Raw genomic sequence first — 18,462 nt, forward strand, 5'->3', positions numbered from 1 at the left:
TGTTGGGGATGTCGACCCGGGCGTTGAGACACACTTGAGTGATGATGGCGCGCATCGGGCTTGGATGCTGTTGCAGCACCCAAGTCATGTGTTGCAGTTCCGCCCAGCTCAGCTGTTTTTCCTGTGCCAGTGGATTTTTCGCACCGGCGATAACGCACAGGGCTTCTTCACCGAGGCTGTCAAACAGCAACTCTTCAGCCCGCGCACCAACCGGAATCCGCCCCAGCACGATATCCAGTTGATCCTGCAACAGCGCTTGCACCAGCACGTCGCTGGTGTCGACCTGGATGCTCATGGACAAGCGCGGATGGCTCTGTTTCAAGGTTGCGATGGTGCGGGTCAACAGCCCCGAGGCCAGTGCCGGAATCGCACCGACCGCGACGCGGCCAAGGTTGCCGGACTCCAGCGCCACCAGTTCTTCACGCATGCCGCTGAGTTCGGCGAACACCATGCGCGCGTAGTAAATGACGGTTTCCCCGAACGGGGTAGCGCGCATGCCCCGGGGCAGGCGCTCGAAGAGTTCGACGCCGAGCAAGTCCTCGGCTTCGTGGAGCATTTTGGTAGCGGCCGGTTGGGTCATGCCGATGTGGTCGGCGGCGCGGCGCAACGAGCCGAATTCCTGCAACGCCAGCATCAACCGCAGTTGGCGCAGGCGCAGTCGACTGTGGATTACATTGGCAGCAGGAATTCGGGTCATGGGCCGTGGCTCGCAAGGAAGTCTGCGGCAAGCCTGACAACAAATGTCAGGCGTTGCCAGCATTGCTGTGTCACAGCACCGATTTGGGTTTGGCAACGTGGGGTTTGCGCAGGCCCATCAGGCCGCCCAGCGCCTTAGAAATCAGTGGCCAGAACAGCATCAGCAGCGCCGCAGTGGTCAAGCTGCCCACCAATGGGTTGGACCAGAAGATCCCCAAGTGACCGTCGGAAAACAGCATTGACTGACGAAACGCGTCTTCAGCCTTGTCGCCCAACACCGCCGCCAGCACCAGCGGTGCAATCGGATAGCCGAGTTTCTTGAACAGATAACCCAGCGCGCCAAAGCCCAGCATCAGCACCACGTCGAAGAACGAGTTGTGCACCGAGTAGGCACCGATGGCGCAGACCATGATGATGATCGGCGCAATGATCGAAAACGGAATCCGCAGGATCGAGGCAAACAGCGGCACGGTGGCCAACACTACGATCAGGCTGACCACGTTACCGAGGTACATGCTGGCGATCAGGCCCCAGACAAAATCATGCTGCTCGACGAACAGCGTCGGGCCCGGGTGCAGGCCCCAGATCATCAAGCCACCGAGCATCACCGCCGCCGTGGCCGAACCGGGAATGCCCAGGGTCAGCATCGGCAGCAGGGCGCTGGTGCCCGCCGCGTGGTCGGCGGTTTCCGGGGCGATCACGCCTTCGAGTTCACCTTTGCCGAAGTTCTCGCGGTTCTTCGAGAAACGCCGCGCCAGGCTGTAGCTCATGAACGATGCGGCAGTCGGCCCGCCAGGGGTGATGCCCATCCAGCAACCGACCAGCGTGCTGCGCACAATCGTCCACCAGTAACGCGGCAACTTGGCCCAGGTGCGCAGGATGATCATCGGTGTGATGCGCGCATGCTCGCCGCGAAACACCAGGCCTTCCTCGACGGTGCAGAGGATTTCGCCGATGCCGAACAGGCCGATCACCGCCACTTCGAAACTGATGCCAGTCATCAAGGTTGGCTGGTCGAACGTCAGGCGCAGGTTGCCGGACACTGTGTCCATGCCGACCGCCGCCATGGCAAAACCGATCATCATCGCCACCACGGTTTTCAGTGGAGGGTTCTTGCTCATGCCGATAAAGGTGCAGAACGCCAACAGGTACACCGCGAAGAACTCCGGTGAACTGAACGACATGGCGAACGCGGCAATTTTTGTCGACAGAAATGTCAGCAACAACACCCCGGCCAATGCGCCAATCAGCGCGGAACTGAACGCCGCAGTCAGTGCCTCGGCGGCACGACCTTCACGGGCCATCGGGTAACCGTCGAATGTCGTCGCCACCGATGAGGGCTCGCCGGGAATGTTGAACAGAATCGAGGTAATCGAGCCGCCGAACAGCGCGCCCCAATACATGCACGACAGCAGAATGATCGCCGACACCGGCGACATGRTGAACGTCAGCGGCAGCAGCAACGCCACGCCATTGGGGGCGCCGAGGCCGGGCAACACGCCGACCAGAATGCCCAGCAGCACGCCGATCACCATCAGGCCGATGTGGCCCGGGGTCAGGATCAGGTTCATGCCTTGCAGCAGGGAATCGAACTCGCTCATTTGAAATGTCTCCCGGCCAGGGCAATCCAGTCGCCCATCGGGCCGGCATCCAGCGGGACCTTGAACCACAGCGCGAAAATCAGGTAGCTGGCGAGCACTGCGCCCAGCGACACCGTGCCGATCATCAGCTTGCCGTAGGGTTTGACGCGCACCTTGTCACGCCACATGAACCAGGCGATGAAACAGGCTGAGGCCACGTAGATGCCGGTGAAGGGCATGGCGGCGACAAACAGTGCAATCGGAATGAACACCGACATCACCTGTTTGAAGGCGCTGCGGCTGACGAATGAAATACTCAGGGCTTGCCAGCGCACCACGGTCAATACCGCGTTGCCGACACTGGCGGCACTCAGCAACAGGCCAATGTAGAAGGGGAAGTAACCCGGCTCGGGGCCGGAATCGCCCCAGCCGATACCTTGTTCGACACTGCCGAACATCACCACCGCGCCGATCAGCGTGGTGAAGAGTGTCAGACCGAGTTCGACCCAGCGGGTACCGACCAGCGCCGGTGAATCCGAAGAATGGGACAYGAAACACCTCCAGCAGGTGACGGCCGCGCGCGTGCGGACGGCCGTTGGCAACTCAGTTTTTCAGCCAGCCGGCTTCTTTGAACACCGGCGTTACGCGGGCGGTGTCTTTCTCAATGTAGGCGGTCAGCGGCTCGCCTTCGAGGAAGGTCGGCACCAGCGCGTTCTGTTTGACGTAGGCCTTGAACTCCGGCGTCTCGGTGACTTTGCGCATCAGCTCGACATAAAACGCGCGCTGCTCGGCGGTGACATCGCCGGGCATGAACACGGTGCGCGGGAAGCGGTACTGATCGATGCCCAGGCCTTGTTCGTGGCAGGTTGGCACGTCCGCCCAGGATTTATCACCGGCGACTTTCTCGGTGTAGCTCATGCGCTCCTTACTGAAGACGCAGAGCGGCTCGACCTGGTCGCCACGCCATTGGCTGATGCTTTCGCTGGGGTTGTTGACGTTGGCGGCGATATGTTTGCCGGCCAGTTGGGTCGCGGCTTCACTGCCGCTCTTGAACGGGATGTACACCAGTTTGCTGTCATTGGTCTGGTTCAACAGCAGGGTCAGGGTCTGATCGACATCCTTGGACTGGCTGCCGCCCATGCGCAGGTTCGACGGGTCAGCCTTGACCGCTGCATAGAAGCCTTTGGCGTCCTTCCAGGGGGCGTCTTTGTAGCTCCAGAGAATGAAGTCATCCTCGGCCACGGCGGCGACAGGCGTCAGTTCCTGCCATTGGTAGCCGAGCTTTGACACCAGCGGCAACAGGTAGATGTTGTTGGTGCCGATCACCAGTTTTTCCGGATCGCCCTTGTTCATTTTCAGGTCGAGAAAGGCTTCGGCGCCATTGCCGCCGCCCTTGTTCAGGACGATGGTATTCACATCGAGGAACTTGTGGGTGGTGATGATCGATTGGATCAGGCGACCGAGTTGGTCGGTACCGCCACCGGGGCCACCCGCGACGACTATTTCGACGTTCTTGTCCGGCTGCCAGGCGGCATTGGCGAGAGCGGGAAGGGCGCCTGCGGCGACCAGCGTGCAGCCGAGAAACAGACGGGAGGTGCGACGGACGAATGCATTTCGCATGATGGAATGGCCTCGTTTTTGTAGTTGTTATGAGTGACTTGTCGGAGTGGTAAAGCTGCAAGCCTGCCCTGAGTGTGGGAAGCCTCCGGCCTCGCGTCTAGTCAAAACAATACATACACCGATAGCCTGGGGTTATAGGTCTTGTCCGTGAATGTGGCGTTTCTCGCCCAAGGCTTTGCGCCAGAGCCTTTTTCGAGGAAAGTCGAAACGGCAATATTCATTGAAAGCTGTCTGAAAGCAGGGCATGCCATAACTCAAGGCTATCGCCTGATTTCAAGTTTTGATTAGACGGTTATCACTGAGCCTTCGATAGTGCTCACCAATGTTGTCACCAAAAAAATAATAAATCGAGGTACGCACCATGGCTCGTCCCAGTGCTTCCCTGCATCTGCCCGGCGCAGGTGTGCAATCACCGGCAGCGGCAACCTCGCTAATCGGCACCAGCAAAGCCAGCAGTGTGCGCTGGCGCATCTTCGTGATCATCTTTGCGTTGACCATGGTCAACCTGATCGATCGGGTGTCGCTGTCGATTGCGATGCCAACCATTGCCCATGAATTTTCCCTGTCGCCGAGCCTGCAAGGGTTGATCCTCAGCAGTTTCTTCTGGGCGTATGCGTTGTTGCAGATTCCCGGCGGCTGGCTGATCGACCGTTTCGGTCCGCGCCGGGTCATCAGTTGGTCCACCGGTTTGTGGGGCACGTTTCAGGTACTGGCGGCGTTTGCCACGGGTGGCTTGTCGTTGTTGTTTGCCAGGGTGGCCTTAGGCGCCGCCGAAGCGCCGCTGTTTCCTTCGGGGGGCAAGCTGATTTCCCTGTGGCTGGCGCCAAGCGAGCGCAGTCGCGGCGCGGTGCTGATGGACAGTGGCAGCCCGCTGGGTGTGGCGCTGGGCGGTTTGATCATTGCGTATCTGATCGCGTCGCTGGATTCGTGGCGCCTGGCGTTCGTGATCGCCGGGATAGCAACGCTCGTACTGGCTTGGGTAGCACGGCGCTATTTGCGCGATGACCCGGCCACGCACCCACAAGTGAATAGCCTGGAGCTGGAGAAGATCAACGCCGGACGTGCCACGCCGGCCGCCGAAGCCGCCCGTGCGCCGGTCAAGGGGCTGGGCATTGCGGCCCGTTCACTGACGGGGTTGCTGATCGGTCGCGCCAGTTGGGCGATGGTGTATTTCGGCTTGCTGACCTGGGGGCCGAGTTATCTGGCGCAGGCTCGGGGCTTCGATATCAAAGGTATTGGCGCGGCGACGTTCGTGATTTTCATCTGCGGCGCACTGGGTTCGTTGACCGGTGGTTTTCTCTGCGACGGTCTGATCCGTAAAGGCGTCAGTCGGGGTGTGGCGGTCAAGAGTCTGCTGGCGTTTTCCGGTGTGGTGGCGCTTGGTGCATTCCTGTTGTTGCCGACCCTGAGCGATCCTTTCGCGGCCGTGGCGTTGTTGGCCATGACCGCGTTTTTTCTGATGTGGGGCAGCCTCTACTGGAGCTTCCCGGCGTTGCTGGCAGCACCGGCGCGGGTCGGTTTGATCGGCGGCGTGATGAACATGGCCGGCAGCACCGGCGGCATCGTGGTGCCGATTCTGGTGGGCATCATCGTGCAAATGGCCGGAGGCTTTGCGCCGGTGCTGGGTTTCTTTGCGATGTGCTCGGCGGTCTTCGTTTTGGCCACGTTATTTATCAGCCTGGATGAGGTGAGTCATGCGTGAGTTGTGGAACGGCCCCATCGTAGACGCCCATCACCATTTCTGGGATCCATCGATCAATGACCATCCGTGGCTCGCGCCCGAGGCCAACATCCCGTTTCGCTACGGCGATTACAGCGCGATCAAGCGGCGCTATTTTCCCGATGACTATTTCGCGGACGCCGGCTCCCATAACGTCGTGCAAACGGTGTACGTCGAGACCGAATGGAACCCGCAAGACCCCATCGGCGAAACCCGTTTTATCGAGGGACTGGCCGCTCGCTACGGCGTGCCGAACGCCATCGTCGCACAAGCCTGGCTCGACCATCCGGACGCCATTGCGGTGCTCACCGAGCAAGCGGGTTTCAAGTACGTGCGCAGCGTGCGCCACAAGCCCGGCGGCCCGATCGCGCCTGCGCAGGTGGGGCACACTCGCAGCCTGATGAGCAACGAACACTGGCGCCGCAGTTACGCCGCGCTCGAAGGCCTGGGCCTGCACTTCGATTTGCAGACGCCCTGGTGGAACCTGCACGAAGCCGAACGCCTGGCTCGGGACTTTCCCGGCACCACGCTGATTCTCAACCATACCGGATTGCCCAACGACCGCAGTGCCGAAGGCTTGGCGGGTTGGCGCCTGGCGATGGTGCGTTTGGCGCAGTGGCCGAACGTGCGGGTGAAGATTTCCGGCCTGGGGCAGGGCGGGCAGCGCTGGCGGGCCAAAGACAATGCGTGGATCGTGCGCGAAGTCATCGCCATGTTCGGCAGCGACCGGGCGATGTTCGCCAGTAACTTCCCCGTGGACAGCCTGTGCGGTTCGTTCGACGACATCTACAGCGGTTTCAAATCCATCGTTGCCGATTTTCCGAGTGCCGATCAGCAACGACTTTTCTACAGCAACGCGCAGCAAATCTATCGCTGCGAGCCCTGCGCCATTGACCGGACATGGCCCGAACCCTTGAGGAGTGAAGCATGAACAAAACCACCATCGCGATGGTCCTGGGCGACCCGGCGGGCATCGGCCCGGAACTGATCGCACGCCTGCTCGCCGAGCCCGAGGTGCGCAGTCAGGCCAATGTCATCCTGATCGCTGACGAGGCGGAAATGCGCCGCGGCATGCGCATCGCCGGAACGGAGTTTCCTTATCGTCGCGTAGAGTCGCTGGAGCAGCTGTCGTTTGTCGATGACACTCCGCTGTTCTATGACTTTCGCGGCGACACAATTGGCGAGTTTGCGCGCAACGAAGCCAGCATCATCGGCGGCCGCTACAGTCTCGATACCCTTGAAAAGGCTTTGCGCCTGACCGAGGCCGGCATCACCAACTCAGTGCTGTTCGGCCCACTGAACAAGACCTCGCTGCACATGGCCGGCATGACCCATAACGATGAGCTGCACTGGTTCGCCGAGTTGCTGGATTTCCACGGGCCGTTCTGCGAATTCAACGTACTCGACAACCTGTGGACTTCCCGCGTGACCTCCCACGTGGCGCTGGCTGAAGTGCCGGGCATGCTCACACAGGCGCGGGTAGTGGAAGCCATTCAATTGATCGACACCGCACTCAAGCGCAATGGCCTGGAAAAACCGCGTATCGGCGTGTGTGGCTTGAACCCGCATAACGGCGACAACGGCTCGTTCGGGCGCGAAGAGCTGGACATCATCGGCCCTGCCGTTCGCTCCGCTCAGGCGTTGGGCATTGCGGCGGAAGGGCCGTACCCGGGAGACACGATTTTCCTCAAGGTGCAGGGCGATGCCAGTGCCTTTGACGCGGTGGTGACGATGTATCACGACCAGGGTCAGATCGCGATCAAGTTGATGGGGTTCTCCCGTGGGGTGACGGTGCAGGGCGGCTTGCCGATTCCGATTACCACCCCGGCGCACGGCACCGCGTTTGATATCGCGGGGCAGGGCAAGGCGAATGTCGGGGCGATTCGCCAGGCGTTCGAGATTGCGTGCCGGATGGGCGTCAACAGCTACTGACACAACACACATCCCCTGTGGGAGCGAGCCTGCTCGCGAGGGCGTCAGCCGAGGCACCACTTTCCTTGAGGCAAAAGAAAACCCCCGATCAATCCAGAGGACTGATCGGGGGTTTCGAGTAAGCGCCTTGCGGCGCCTACCGGCTCAGGTTATTGGCAAGCTTCGCAATCCGGCTCGTCGATGGCGCAAGCTTTCGGCACTGGAGCAGGGCCGGCAGGTGCTGCCAGGACCGAATCTTCACCGTGGTTGCCGCCGCTGGAAACAGCGTTCAGCTTGCCGGTGTTGATGGTCGACTTCTCGGTGCTGGTGGCGGCCAGGGCACGGAGGTAGTAAGTGGTTTTCAGACCACGGTACCAGGCCATGCGGTAGGTCACGTCCAGCTTCTTGCCCGATGCGCCAGCGATGTACAGGTTCAGCGACTGAGCCTGGTCGATCCACTTCTGGCGACGGCTTGCCGCGTCAACGATCCACTTGGTGTCCACTTCGAACGCAGTCGCGTAGAGCTCTTTGAGTTCTTGCGGGATGCGCTCGATTTGCTGAACCGAACCGTCGTAGTACTTCAGGTCGTTGATCATGACCGAGTCCCACAGACCGCGAGCCTTCAGGTCGCGAACCAGGTACGGGTTGATCACGGTGAATTCGCCCGAGAGGTTCGATTTCACGTAGAGGTTCTGGTAGGTCGGTTCGATCGACTGCGAGACGCCAGTGATGTTGGCGATGGTCGCGGTCGGTGCGATGGCCATGATGTTGGAGTTACGAATGCCTTTCTGAACACGGGCGCGAACCGGTGCCCAGTCCAGGGATTCGTTCAGGTCAACGTCGATGTACTTCTGGCCACGTTGCTCGATCAGGATTTGTTGCGAGTCCAGCGGCAGGATGCCTTTGGACCACAGCGAACCCTGGAACGTCTCGTAAGCGCCGCGCTCGTCGGCCAGGTCGCAGGAGGCCTGGATCGCGTAGTAGCTGACCGCTTCCATCGACTTGTCGGCGAACTCGACGGCCGCGTCGGAACCGTAAGGAATGTGCTGCAGGTACAAAGCGTCCTGGAAGCCCATGATGCCCAGGCCGACCGGACGGTGCTTGAAGTTGGAGTTCTTCGCTTGTGGCACCGAGTAGTAGTTGATGTCGATCACGTTATCGAGCATGCGAACAGCGGTGTTTACCGTGCGTTCCAGCTTGGCGGTGTCCAGCTTGCCGTTGACGATGTGGTTCGGCAGGTTGATCGAGCCCAGGTTGCAAACGGCGATTTCGTCCTTGTTGGTGTTCAAGGTGATTTCGGTGCACAGGTTCGAGCTGTGAACCACGCCGACGTGCTGCTGCGGGCTGCGCAGGTTGCACGGGTCTTTGAAGGTCAGCCATGGGTGGCCGGTTTCAAACAGCATGGACAGCATTTTGCGCCACAGGTCTTTGGCCTGGATGGTCTTGAACAGTTTGACCTTGCCTGGGTATTCGGTCAGGGCTTCGTAGTACTCGTAACGCTCTTCGAAGGCCTTGCCGGTCAGGTCGTGCAGGTCCGGCACTTCGGATGGCGAGAACAGGGTCCACTTGCCGTCATCGAAGACACGCTTCATGAACAGGTCAGGGATCCAGTTGGCGGTGTTCATGTCGTGGGTACGACGACGGTCATCACCGGTGTTCTTACGCAGCTCGATGAACTCTTCGATGTCCATGTGCCAGGTTTCCAGGTAGGCACACACAGCGCCTTTGCGCTTGCCACCCTGGTTAACGGCGACGGCGGTGTCGTTCACTACTTTGAGGAACGGTACAACGCCCTGGGATTTGCCGTTGGTGCCCTTGATGTACGAACCCAGTGCACGAACCGGCGTCCAGTCGTTGCCCAGGCCACCGGCGAATTTCGACAGCATGGCGTTGTCGTGGATCGCGTGGTAAATGCCCGACAGGTCATCCGGCACGGTGGTCAGGTAGCAGCTCGACAGCTGTGGACGCAGGGTGCCGGCGTTGAACAGGGTCGGCGTCGAGGACATGTAGTCGAAGGACGACAACAGGTTGTAGAACTCGATGGCACGGTCTTCTTTCTGCTTCTCTTCGATCGCCAGGCCCATGGCCACACGCATGAAGAAGATTTGCGGCAGTTCGAAGCGGATACCGTCCTTGTGGATGAAGTAACGGTCGTACAGGGTTTGCAGGCCCAGGTACGTGAACTGCTGGTCGCGCTCGTGGTTGATCGCCTTGCCGAGTTTTTCCAGGTCAAAAGTCGCCAGGACCGGGTTCAGCAATTCGAATTCGATACCCTTGGCGATGTACGCAGGCAGGGCCTTGGCATACAGGTCGACCATCTCGTGGTGGGTCGCGCTTTCGGCAACGTTCAGGAAGCTCAGGCCTTCGGCACGCAGGGTGTCCATCAGCAGGCGGGCGGTGACGAACGAGTAGTTCGGCTCACGCTCGACCAGGGTACGGGCGGTCATCACCAGGGCGGTGTTGACGTCGGTCAGGGCCACGCCGTCGTACAGGTTTTTCAGGGTTTCGCGCTGGATCAGGTCGCCGTCGACTTCTTCCAGGCCTTCGCACGCTTCGGTGACGATGGTGTTCAGACGGCCCATGTCCAGAGGTGCCAGGCTGCCATCGGCGCGGGTGATGCGGATCGATGGGTGAGCGTTGACGGCTTCTTCGGCCGGTGCGTGGGCGGCGCGCTGTTTCGAACGGCCGTCACGGTAGATCACGTAGTCGCGGGCTACTTTCTGCTCGCCGGCACGCATCAGGGCCAGTTCGACCTGGTCCTGGATTTCTTCGATGTGGATGGTGCCGCCCGATGGCATGCGACGCTTGAAGGTCGCGGTGACTTGTTCGGTCAGGCGGGCCACGGTGTCATGGATTCGCGACGAGGCGGCAGCGGTGCCGCCCTCAACTGCGAGAAACGCTTTGGTGATCGCGACGGTGATTTTGTCGTCGGTGTAAGGAACGACAGTGCCGTTTCGCTTGATCACGCGCAGTTGACCAGGCGCGGTGGCGGACAGATCCGAAGTCGAATCAGCGGCCTGCGGCAAGGTGCCCTGCGGGTTCTCGCGCGTTGTGTCGGTTTGCATGGGGGGTTGTCTCCACATTCTCTATGTTTGTTTGGGCACCATCACGGTGCCCACCGTTCTGTCCAAAAGCACTACAACCGACGGGCGTCGGGCATAACAACTTCGGGACAGTAGGAAAAAGGCTAATGAGGCCGCGTCCTTGCCGAAGTCTTTGGGTTGCGAGCCTGGGCTCGAAACCGGATTCCTTTCGGGGTGCCAGTAATGACTGCAACACCCGTACCGTTTTGGCTGTTCTGGCCTGAAAAAACGGTGCCATCCGCCAGTGCGGTTTGGTCTTGTAAAATCACGCTGTGTTCAACCATAAACAGGCAATAAAGCGCTTGAGTTTCTGGTCTGAAATGTGGTTGGGCTTTTAAGCTAAAACCCTACATGTAGGGTTTTTTTAGCGCCGGGGTACAAGATAGTGCGTTTTTGGAGGTGTTGCAACGCACTACCTGTGGATAAAYCTGTGTGTAAATTGTGTGTGAAAGGTGGAACCGGCGTGCAGGCCGCGACCTAGCGGGATCGAGGCGTTTTTCATCGATTTTCAAGGATTGAAAACAGCCGCCAGGATTTTTAAGGGCGCGAACCCTACCACAAAAAACCGACATGTCCGAACGCATTTGCCGGCTTGTGTTCTCGACGGGCGGCGTTTATACAATCGCCCCATGGTTACGCATTCTTATCCTCCCAATCATTACAAAAAGACGGGCGGATCCTTCCTTATTAGTGTTGTTGGCAAGCAGAGGTCACCGTGGAGCAAGAAGCCTGGCAGGTATTGATTGTGGAGGACGACCAGCGTCTGGCCGAACTGACTCGCGACTACCTGGAAGCCAATGGCCTGCGCGTCTCGATCGAGGGCAATGGTGCGCTGGCGGCGGCTCGCATTRTCAAGGAGAAGCCGGACCTGGTGATCCTCGACCTGATGCTGCCCGGCGAAGACGGGCTGAGCATTTGCCGCAAGGTTCGTGACAAATATGACGGCCCGATCCTGATGCTCACTGCCCGCACCGACGACACCGACCAGATCCTCGGCCTGGACCTCGGTGCCGACGACTATGTGTGCAAACCGGTACGCCCGCGCCTGTTGCTGGCGCGCATCCAGGCCCTGTTACGCCGTAGCGAAGCACCGGAGGCCATCCCGGAAAAACAGCGGCGCCTGCAGTTTGGTCCGCTGGTGGTGGACAACGCGTTGCGTGAAGCCTGGCTGCATGACAACGGCATCGAGCTGACCAGCGCTGAATTTGACCTGCTCTGGCTGCTGGTGGCCAATGCCGGGCGCATCCTGTCCCGTGAAGAGATTTTCACCGCATTGCGCGGCATCGGTTATGACGGTCAGGACCGCTCCATCGATGTGCGCATTTCGCGCATCCGCCCGAAAATCGGCGATGACCCGGAGCACCCGCGGCTGATCAAAACCATCCGCAGCAAAGGCTATCTGTTTGTTCCTGAAGCCAGCGTAGACCCGTCGCTGTGAATTCGATCTTCCTGCGCATTTATGGCGGCATGTGCGCGGCGCTGATCTTGGTCGCGGTGCTGGGCGTGCTGGCGTTGCACTTGCTCAATGAGGTGCGCGGCGAGCAATACCGCGAGCGTCTGGCCCACGGTACGTTTTCGTTGATGGCCGACAACCTCAAGCCGATGAACGAAACCGAGCGCCATCGCGCCTTGCTGGTCTGGGAGCGCTTGCTCGGGATTCCATTAGGGCTGACCACGTTTGCCCAGACCAACCTCGATCTCACCCAGCGCACCCGCGTCCTCCACGGCCAGGCGCTGGTGGAGCAGACTGGCCCGCACGCAGCAAAGGTCTACCGACTGGTCAGTGACAAAGAACAGCTTGTGCTGGTGGGCGAGGTGCAGCAGATCAGCGAACAACTGGCCCGCGCCACTATTTACCTGCTGGTCGATGAACTGGTGCGCTACCCGGTGGCCGAGCAGTCCCAGCGGCTGGCGCTGTTGAAAGAAGAGAAAAGCTTTGGTTTCGACTTGCGCCTGGTCAAGGTCGAGCAGGCGGACATGGACGAAGACCAGAGCCGCCGGGTGTCCGAGGGCGATACGGTGATGGCGCTGGGCAAGGGCGGCGACTCGATCCGGGTGTTTGCCGGCATGGTCGGCACGCCGTGGGTGCTGGAGATCGGCCCGCTGTACCAGATGAACCCTTATCCGCCCGAATGGCTGGTGTTGATCGCCGCCCTCGGTTTGAGCCTGATCGGTCTGATCGTCTACCTGCTGGTGCGGCAACTGGAGCGCCGTTTACGCGGTCTGGAAGCGGCCGCCACGCGTATTGCCCAGGGCAGCCTGGAAACCCGCGTACCGGCGCGTGGCGCCGACTCGGTGGGACGACTGGCCGCAGCGTTCAACGGCATGGCCGAGCACTTGCAGCAATTGCTGGCGATCCAGCGTGAACTGGTGCGCGCCGTGTCTCACGAGTTGCGCACGCCCGTGGCGCGTCTGCGTTTCGGCCTGGAAATGATCGGCTCGGCCACCACGCCACAGCAGATGGAGAAATACCGTGAGGGCATGGATCACGACATCGAGGACCTCGATAAACTGGTCGACGAGATGCTCACCTACGCGCGGCTGGAGCAGGGCTCGCCGGCACTGAATTTCCAGCGAATCGATCTGGACGCGCTGGTCAATCAAGTCATCGAAGAACTGGCGCCATTGCGCGCCGAGGTCACGGTGCAGCGCGGCTTGTGTTTGTCGGCCGCCGACTGCGATGACGCTTGGGTCGAGGCCGAACCGCGCTACTTGCATCGGGCCCTTCAGAACCTGGTCAGCAACGCCATGCGCCACGCCTCGTCGCGGGTGACCGTCAGTTATCAGGTGGGGCAGCAGCGTTGCCGGGTGGACGTCGAGGATGACGGGCCGGGGGTGCCGGAGTTGGCCTGGGAACGAATTTTCACGCCGTTCCTGCGCCTGGATGACAGCCGTACCCGCGCTTCGGGCGGGCATGGGTTGGGGCTGTCCATCGTGCGGCGGATCATCCATTGGCATGACGGGCGGGCGTTGATCAGCAAGAGCAAGAGTTTGGGTGGGGCCTGCTTCAGCTTGAGCTGGCCGCGCAATCAGGAGAAGCGCTGAGATAGTGGGTGTCTGTTCSGGCCCCTTCGCGGGCAAGCCCGCTCCTACAGGGATCTCGGACGCTACATAGATCCAGTGTAGGAGCGGGCTTGCCCGCGAAGGGGCCGGAACAATCACTGCAAATCTTCAGGCCTTGATACTGACCAGACTCAACAACTGCCCATCCATCACCCCAAACTGCGCCTCCAGCTCGGTGCCATTGCGCCACTCGTCAGACAAATCCGTCAGCAAGCGCAACCGGACCTCGCCCGCCTCGCTCCACTCCAGCACCTCGGCATGTTCAAAATAGAAGCGCTGCTGAACAATCGGGTACAGCGCCTTGAACAGGCTTTCCTTCACCGAAAACGTCAACGTCACCAGCAGCGCCAGATCATCAAGACGACCGGCCGCCATGCGTTGCAACTCCGGTGGCGTGAGAATTTCCCCCGCCAGACGCTCGGCCCGTTCAGGGGTGAGCAGGTTTTCCAGGTCCATGCCCAGACCGCGCCAAGCGGTTTTCCTCGCGACAATCGCCGCTGCCCGACCGGTGCTGTGGGTGATGGAGCCGGCAATGTGCGCGGGCCACACCGGCGCCCGGTCTTCGCCGATGGCCGGGCTAAAACTCAGGCCTTCCAATTGTTGCAACGCGGCACGAGCGCACACCCGGCCTGCGAGAAATTCGGCCTGACGTTTGGCAACTGAACGCTGAATGCTCGCAGGCGGCTCGATGGCGCTGCGCTGGAAATCATCGCTGGCCAGTTGGGCGCTATCGAAGTGGGTACTCAGCAGCACCGTATCGGCCAGCACAAACGGCAGCGGCCAATGGGCGTCGAGTGGGGTGCAGCAGGCGGGAAGGGCGGGGGCGGGATTCATGCCGGGCATTTTGCCGGGTTGTGCTCAGGCTGGGTAGTCCTGACGTTAGACCGAGGTGCGGCCATCGCGAGCAGGCTCGCTCCCACMKGGATTTATGGTGCTGCATAGATCCMKGTGGGAGCGAGCTTGCTCGCGATTAGCCGCGCCGCGGTCTACTTGATCAACTGAAAATCATTTTGAGAAACGCCTGCATATCCGCCCAGGACTGTTCATCCGCCGCTTTGTTGTACCCCATATCCGGCCCGCCATGCTCGCCATGGCTCAACCGATCCGCATCCGGGTTGCTGAATCCATGCTTGGCGCCCTCAAGGCTGACGAATTTATAGTCGGCGCCGGCCTTGTCCATTTCAGCCTTGAACGCCGCCACGTTTTCCGGCGTGACCATAGTGTCCATCGCCCCATGCTCCACGAGAATTTTCGCCTTCACAGTACCCGGTGCAGCCGGCGTCTTGGTTGCCAGCGAGCCATGGAAACTCACCACACCCGCCAGCGGCAAACCCTGACGTGCGGCGTTCAGGACTACCGCGCCGCCGAAGCAGTAGCCAATCGCCGCGATTTTATTCGGGTCGGTTTGCGGTTGTTGCTCCAACAGTTCAAGCCCGGCCTGAAAACGAGCCGCAGCCGCCGAGCTGTCTTTGAGCACGTCCTGCATGAACGCCATGGCGTCCTTCGGATGCTCGGTATTCTTGCCGTTGCCGTACATGTCGATGGCCAGCGCGCTGTAGCCCAGACCGGCCAAGTCACGGGCCCGGCGCTTGGCATAGTCGTTCAGCCCCCACCATTCATGCACCACCAGAACGCCGGGTCGCTGGCCTTTGATGGCGTCGTCGTAGGCGTAATAGCCGATCATTTTTGTGCCATCGACACTTTGATAGGGGATTTCCTGGGTCTTGATGGCGGCTTGAGTCAGCCCGCTCATCACCAGCAAGCAGAGGGCGAGGAAAGTGCGCATGGTCGGATCTCCTGCAAGAAAGGCATCAAAACAGCCTAGTTGATCTTGTTCAGCTTGGGTTCAGCCTATGTTCAGGGGCAGTTCAGGGGCGGGTGAGTAAGGTGGCTCGTACCCAAAGCACCTGTGCATGAGGAAATTCCCAAATGACTGGCTTTAAAAACCTGATTCTGGCTTTCACCGTTCTGAGCGCGAGCACCGCGGCGTTAGCCTCCGATGACATCATCGCCAGCCTTGCGCTTGGGAAGACCAACGAGAAGGTCAAAAAGTCTCTGTCCCTGAACAGCTTCAGCACGGTCAGCCCGCTGGGAAATGAAAGTGCCTGGGGCGCGCATTTTGGCCAACTGGAAAACCCGACCGATTACTCCGTCGGTTACGCCAACGTGTCGGTCTCGCACAATGGCTTTAAACTCGGCCAGGAAAACCTCAAGGGCCGCTATGATCTGTCCTGACCGCTGGATGCGCCGTTGTGCCATTGGAGATGTTGCTTTGTCCGGGAGAGCGTTATGAAACTGCTGGTCGTCGAAGATGAAGCGCTGTTGCGCCATCACCTGCAAACCCGCCTGACGGAGAGTGGTCATGTGGTCGAATCCGTGGCTAACGCCGAAGAGGCGCTGTACCGGACCGAGCAGTTCAACCATGACCTGGCGGTGATCGACCTCGGCTTGCCAGGCATGGGCGGGCTCGACCTGATCCGTCAGCTGCGCACGCGGGGCAAGACCTTCCCGATCCTGATCCTCACCGCTCGCGGTAACTGGCAGGACAAGGTCGAAGGCCTCGCCGCTGGCGCCGATGATTACGTGGTCAAACCGTTCCAGTTCGAAGAACTCGATGCCCGGCTGAATGCCTTGCTGCGCCGTTCCAGCGGTTTCACCCAGTCGACCATTGTCGCCGGGCCACTGTTACTCGACCTCAACCGCAAACAAGCCACGCTCGATGAACAACCGCTGGCCCTGACCGCCTATGAGTACCGGATCCTCGAATACCTCATGCGTCATCACCAACAAGTGGTGGCCAAGGACCGCTTGATGGAACAGCTCTACCCCGATGACGAGGAGCGTGATCCGAATGTCATCGAAGTACTGGTCGGTCGTCTGCGCCGCAAACTCGAAGGTCCGGCCGGTTTCAAACCGATCGATACCGTGCGTGGTCTCGGCTACCTGTTCAATGAGCGCTGCACTTGATTCGTTCCCTTCGTGTCCGCTTGATGCTCGCCGCCACCCTGTTGGCTGTGTTGTTCATGCTGGCGTTGCTGCCGGCGATGCAAGGCGCGTTCAGCCTGGCGTTGCAGGATTCGATCGAGCAACGCCTGGCCTCGGACGTCACCACGCTGATCTCCGCCGCGCGCGTGGAAAACAACACCCTGCTAATGCCGGCGCAGTTGCCGGATGAACGTTTCAACCTGACGGACAGTCGTTTGCTCGGCTACATCTTTGACCGCGAAGGTCGACTGGTCTGGCGTTCGAAGGCCGCCGGGGAAGAGATGATCAACTACAGGCCACGTTACGACGGGCGTGGTAATGAGTTCGCGCGCATTCGCGAGGCCAACGGTCAGGAATTCTTCGTCTACGACGTCGAAGTCAAACTGCTCGGCGGCAAAAGCGCGGCGTTCAGCATCGTCGCCCTGCAACCGGTGCGCGAATACGAAGCCACCCTCGAAGGCCTGCGCGAAAACCTTTACCTGGGCTTCGGTGCGGCGCTGTTGGTGTTGCTCGCTCTGCTGTGGGTCGGCCTGACCTGGGGCTTGCAGGCCTTGCGCCGGCTCAGCCAGGAACTGGACGAAATCGAAAGTGGCGCCCGGGAAAGCCTCAGCGAACAACACCCGCGCGAACTGTTACGCCTGACCGGCTCCCTCAACCGCTTGCTGCACAGCGAGCGCGAACAGCGCAGCCGTTATCGTGACTCCCTCGACGACCTGGCCCACAGCTTGAAAACCCCGCTGACCGTGCTGCAAGGCGTCAGCGAAGACATGGCCCAGCGCCCGCAAGACCGCGATCAGGCCTGGGTGCTGCAAACGCAGATCGAACGCATGAGCCAACAAATCAGCTACCAACTGCAACGCGCCAGCCTGCGCAAAAGCGGCCTGGTGCGCCATCAGGTGCGCCTGCAGCCGGTGCTGCAAAGCCTGTGCGACACGCTCGACAAGGTCTACCGCGATAAACACGTGCGCGTTGCTTTCGATCTGCCGGATCAGTGTTACGTGCCGATCGAGCAGGGCGCGTTGTTGGAAATGATGGGCAACCTGCTGGAAAACGCCTATCGCCTGTGCCTGGGCGAAGTGCGCATAAGCGTGCGAGAGACGTTGAGCGGGGTTGAGTTGTGCGTCGAGGACGATGGCCCCGGTGTGCCAATGGATCAGCGCGCACGGATTCTCGAACGCGGCGAGCGGCTGGATCGTCAGCATCCGGGGCAGGGGATTGGTCTGGCGGTGGTCAAGGACATTATCGAAAGCTACAGCGCGAAGTTGACGCTAGGGGATTCGCCGATGGGCGGAGCGGCGTTCCGGATTCATTTTCCGGTGGTTTAGAGGTTGGCCGTGCTGGCCTCATCGCGAGCCTGCTCGCGATGAGGCCCGAGCATCCAACACGAAACCCATAGATTCTCTGCAATAAACAGAGATATTTAAAAGACACCTCCAGACACTCTCTCAGGCTACACATCCTTGCGCATCCGCCTAYAGCTACGCCAGAATCCGCCGGCTTGTGCGCCTGGGGCGTGGGTTCTATCGTTTGCGGGTCGCTGACGAATCAGCGATCGGGTTTAGCGATCCGATCCCCTACACAGACGCAAGAGCGCCCAGGTTTTGATTGCAGTTTTTAGTGCCTGCAATTCCCGTAATGGTGGCTGTGCGTGGGAGACCTTCGAGTCTACCCGGGGTTTCTGTGACCCGGATCGCTAACCTGCGTACAGCCGCCACCTTTACTTGTTTAGCGATAGGTCGTGGCGGCTCAACCAACCACGGAGCTTCACATGTTCAAGATCACACCCAACCCGCCAGAAACCGAC

General features: G+C 60.3%; 15 protein-coding genes. 8 read left to right on the forward strand and 7 right to left on the reverse strand.

Annotated features, from left to right (window positions below; translation table 11 throughout):
• From AC1DSG_RS14830 to AC1DSG_RS14845, 4 genes are all read right to left on the reverse strand, one after another.
• Window positions 1–697: LysR family transcriptional regulator (locus AC1DSG_RS14830; protein WP_477791552.1), on the reverse strand; the 697-nt coding region annotated here is incomplete at its 3' end.
• A 70-nt stretch (window positions 698–767) separates the two neighbouring features.
• A complete protein-coding gene (locus AC1DSG_RS14835) occupies window positions 768–2,297 on the reverse strand; it encodes a tripartite tricarboxylate transporter permease (RefSeq protein ID WP_477791553.1) in 1,530 nt (509 codons plus the stop codon).
• Window positions 2,294–2,827, reverse strand: a complete 534-nt coding sequence (locus AC1DSG_RS14840; protein WP_477791565.1) for a tripartite tricarboxylate transporter TctB family protein — start codon at window positions 2,825–2,827, stop codon at window positions 2,294–2,296. The genes AC1DSG_RS14835 and AC1DSG_RS14840 overlap by 4 nt, the downstream gene beginning before the upstream one ends.
• A gap of 52 nt (window positions 2,828–2,879) precedes the next feature.
• A complete protein-coding gene (locus AC1DSG_RS14845; RefSeq protein WP_007946803.1) occupies window positions 2,880–3,896 on the reverse strand; it encodes a Bug family tripartite tricarboxylate transporter substrate binding protein in 1,017 nt (338 codons plus the stop codon).
• Between the two features lie 361 nt (window positions 3,897–4,257).
• Here AC1DSG_RS14845 and AC1DSG_RS14850 point away from each other — a divergent pair, with 361 nt between their 5' ends.
• The 3 genes from AC1DSG_RS14850 to AC1DSG_RS14860 are packed head-to-tail and all read left to right on the forward strand — an operon-like array spanning window position 4,258 to window position 7,548.
• A complete protein-coding gene (locus tag AC1DSG_RS14850; RefSeq protein ID WP_477791554.1) occupies window positions 4,258–5,598 on the forward strand; it encodes an MFS transporter in 1,341 nt (446 codons plus the stop codon).
• On the forward strand, window positions 5,591–6,547 hold the full coding sequence (locus AC1DSG_RS14855; protein ID WP_477791555.1) for an amidohydrolase family protein: 957 nt from the start codon (window positions 5,591–5,593) through the stop codon (window positions 6,545–6,547). Before AC1DSG_RS14850 ends, AC1DSG_RS14855 begins: the two co-directional genes overlap by 8 nt.
• Window positions 6,544–7,548 carry a 4-hydroxythreonine-4-phosphate dehydrogenase PdxA gene (locus AC1DSG_RS14860; RefSeq protein ID WP_477791556.1) on the forward strand — a complete coding sequence of 335 codons (1,005 nt, stop codon included), beginning with the start codon at window positions 6,544–6,546 and terminating at the stop codon, window positions 7,546–7,548. The genes AC1DSG_RS14855 and AC1DSG_RS14860 overlap by 4 nt, the downstream gene beginning before the upstream one ends.
• Window positions 7,549–7,697: 149 nt before the next feature.
• Here AC1DSG_RS14860 and AC1DSG_RS14865 read toward each other — a convergent pair whose 3' ends face one another.
• Window positions 7,698–10,592 (reverse strand): ribonucleoside-diphosphate reductase subunit alpha, encoded by a 2,895-nt coding sequence (locus tag AC1DSG_RS14865; protein WP_477791557.1) that lies wholly within the window; start codon window positions 10,590–10,592, stop codon window positions 7,698–7,700.
• Between the two features lie 733 nt (window positions 10,593–11,325).
• On the opposite strand from AC1DSG_RS14865, the gene AC1DSG_RS14870 reads away from it, so the two are divergent.
• A complete protein-coding gene (locus tag AC1DSG_RS14870; RefSeq protein ID WP_477791558.1) occupies window positions 11,326–12,048 on the forward strand; it encodes a response regulator in 723 nt (240 codons plus the stop codon).
• A complete protein-coding gene (locus tag AC1DSG_RS14875; RefSeq protein WP_477791559.1) occupies window positions 12,045–13,655 on the forward strand; it encodes an ATP-binding protein in 1,611 nt (536 codons plus the stop codon). Before AC1DSG_RS14870 ends, AC1DSG_RS14875 begins: the two co-directional genes overlap by 4 nt.
• 126 nt (window positions 13,656–13,781) lie before the next feature.
• Here AC1DSG_RS14875 and AC1DSG_RS14880 read toward each other — a convergent pair whose 3' ends face one another.
• Window positions 13,782–14,507 carry a 4'-phosphopantetheinyl transferase family protein gene (locus tag AC1DSG_RS14880; RefSeq protein WP_477791560.1) on the reverse strand — a complete coding sequence of 242 codons (726 nt, stop codon included), beginning with the start codon at window positions 14,505–14,507 and terminating at the stop codon, window positions 13,782–13,784.
• A gap of 160 nt (window positions 14,508–14,667) precedes the next feature.
• Window positions 14,668–15,459 (reverse strand): dienelactone hydrolase family protein, encoded by a 792-nt coding sequence (locus tag AC1DSG_RS14885; RefSeq protein WP_477791561.1) that lies wholly within the window; start codon window positions 15,457–15,459, stop codon window positions 14,668–14,670.
• Between the two features lie 143 nt (window positions 15,460–15,602).
• Here AC1DSG_RS14885 and AC1DSG_RS14890 point away from each other — a divergent pair, with 143 nt between their 5' ends.
• From AC1DSG_RS14890 to AC1DSG_RS14900, 3 genes are read left to right on the forward strand one after another with little or no spacing between them, the layout of a single operon-like run.
• On the forward strand, window positions 15,603–15,908 hold the full coding sequence (locus tag AC1DSG_RS14890) for a hypothetical protein (RefSeq protein WP_477791562.1): 306 nt from the start codon (window positions 15,603–15,605) through the stop codon (window positions 15,906–15,908).
• Between the two features lie 54 nt (window positions 15,909–15,962).
• Window positions 15,963–16,640, forward strand: a complete 678-nt coding sequence (locus AC1DSG_RS14895; RefSeq protein WP_477791563.1) for a response regulator — start codon at window positions 15,963–15,965, stop codon at window positions 16,638–16,640.
• Complete coding sequence (locus AC1DSG_RS14900) at window positions 16,637–17,983, forward strand: ATP-binding protein (protein ID WP_477791564.1); 1,347 nt, start codon at window positions 16,637–16,639, stop codon at window positions 17,981–17,983. Before AC1DSG_RS14895 ends, AC1DSG_RS14900 begins: the two co-directional genes overlap by 4 nt.
• The last annotated feature ends 479 nt before the right edge of the window (window positions 17,984–18,462 follow it).

It is taken from the genome of Pseudomonas sp. P5_A12, from assembly GCF_056400685.1.

Coding starts and splice junctions, on each gene's coding strand:
- AC1DSG_RS14845 (WP_007946803.1), bottom strand. CDS start 3,896: ATGCGAAATGCATTCGTCCGTCGCACCTCCCGTCTGTTTCTCGGCTGC.
- AC1DSG_RS14850 (WP_477791554.1), top strand. CDS start 4,258: ATGGCTCGTCCCAGTGCTTCCCTGCATCTGCCCGGCGCAGGTGTGCAA.
- AC1DSG_RS14855 (WP_477791555.1), top strand. CDS start 5,591: ATGCGTGAGTTGTGGAACGGCCCCATCGTAGACGCCCATCACCATTTC.
- AC1DSG_RS14860 (WP_477791556.1), top strand. CDS start 6,544: ATGAACAAAACCACCATCGCGATGGTCCTGGGCGACCCGGCGGGCATC.
- AC1DSG_RS14865 (WP_477791557.1), bottom strand. CDS start 10,592: ATGCAAACCGACACAACGCGCGAGAACCCGCAGGGCACCTTGCCGCAG.
- AC1DSG_RS14880 (WP_477791560.1), bottom strand. CDS start 14,507: ATGAATCCCGCCCCCGCCCTTCCCGCCTGCTGCACCCCACTCGACGCC.
- AC1DSG_RS14885 (WP_477791561.1), bottom strand. CDS start 15,459: ATGCGCACTTTCCTCGCCCTCTGCTTGCTGGTGATGAGCGGGCTGACT.
- AC1DSG_RS14890 (WP_477791562.1), top strand. CDS start 15,603: ATGACTGGCTTTAAAAACCTGATTCTGGCTTTCACCGTTCTGAGCGCG.
- AC1DSG_RS14895 (WP_477791563.1), top strand. CDS start 15,963: ATGAAACTGCTGGTCGTCGAAGATGAAGCGCTGTTGCGCCATCACCTG.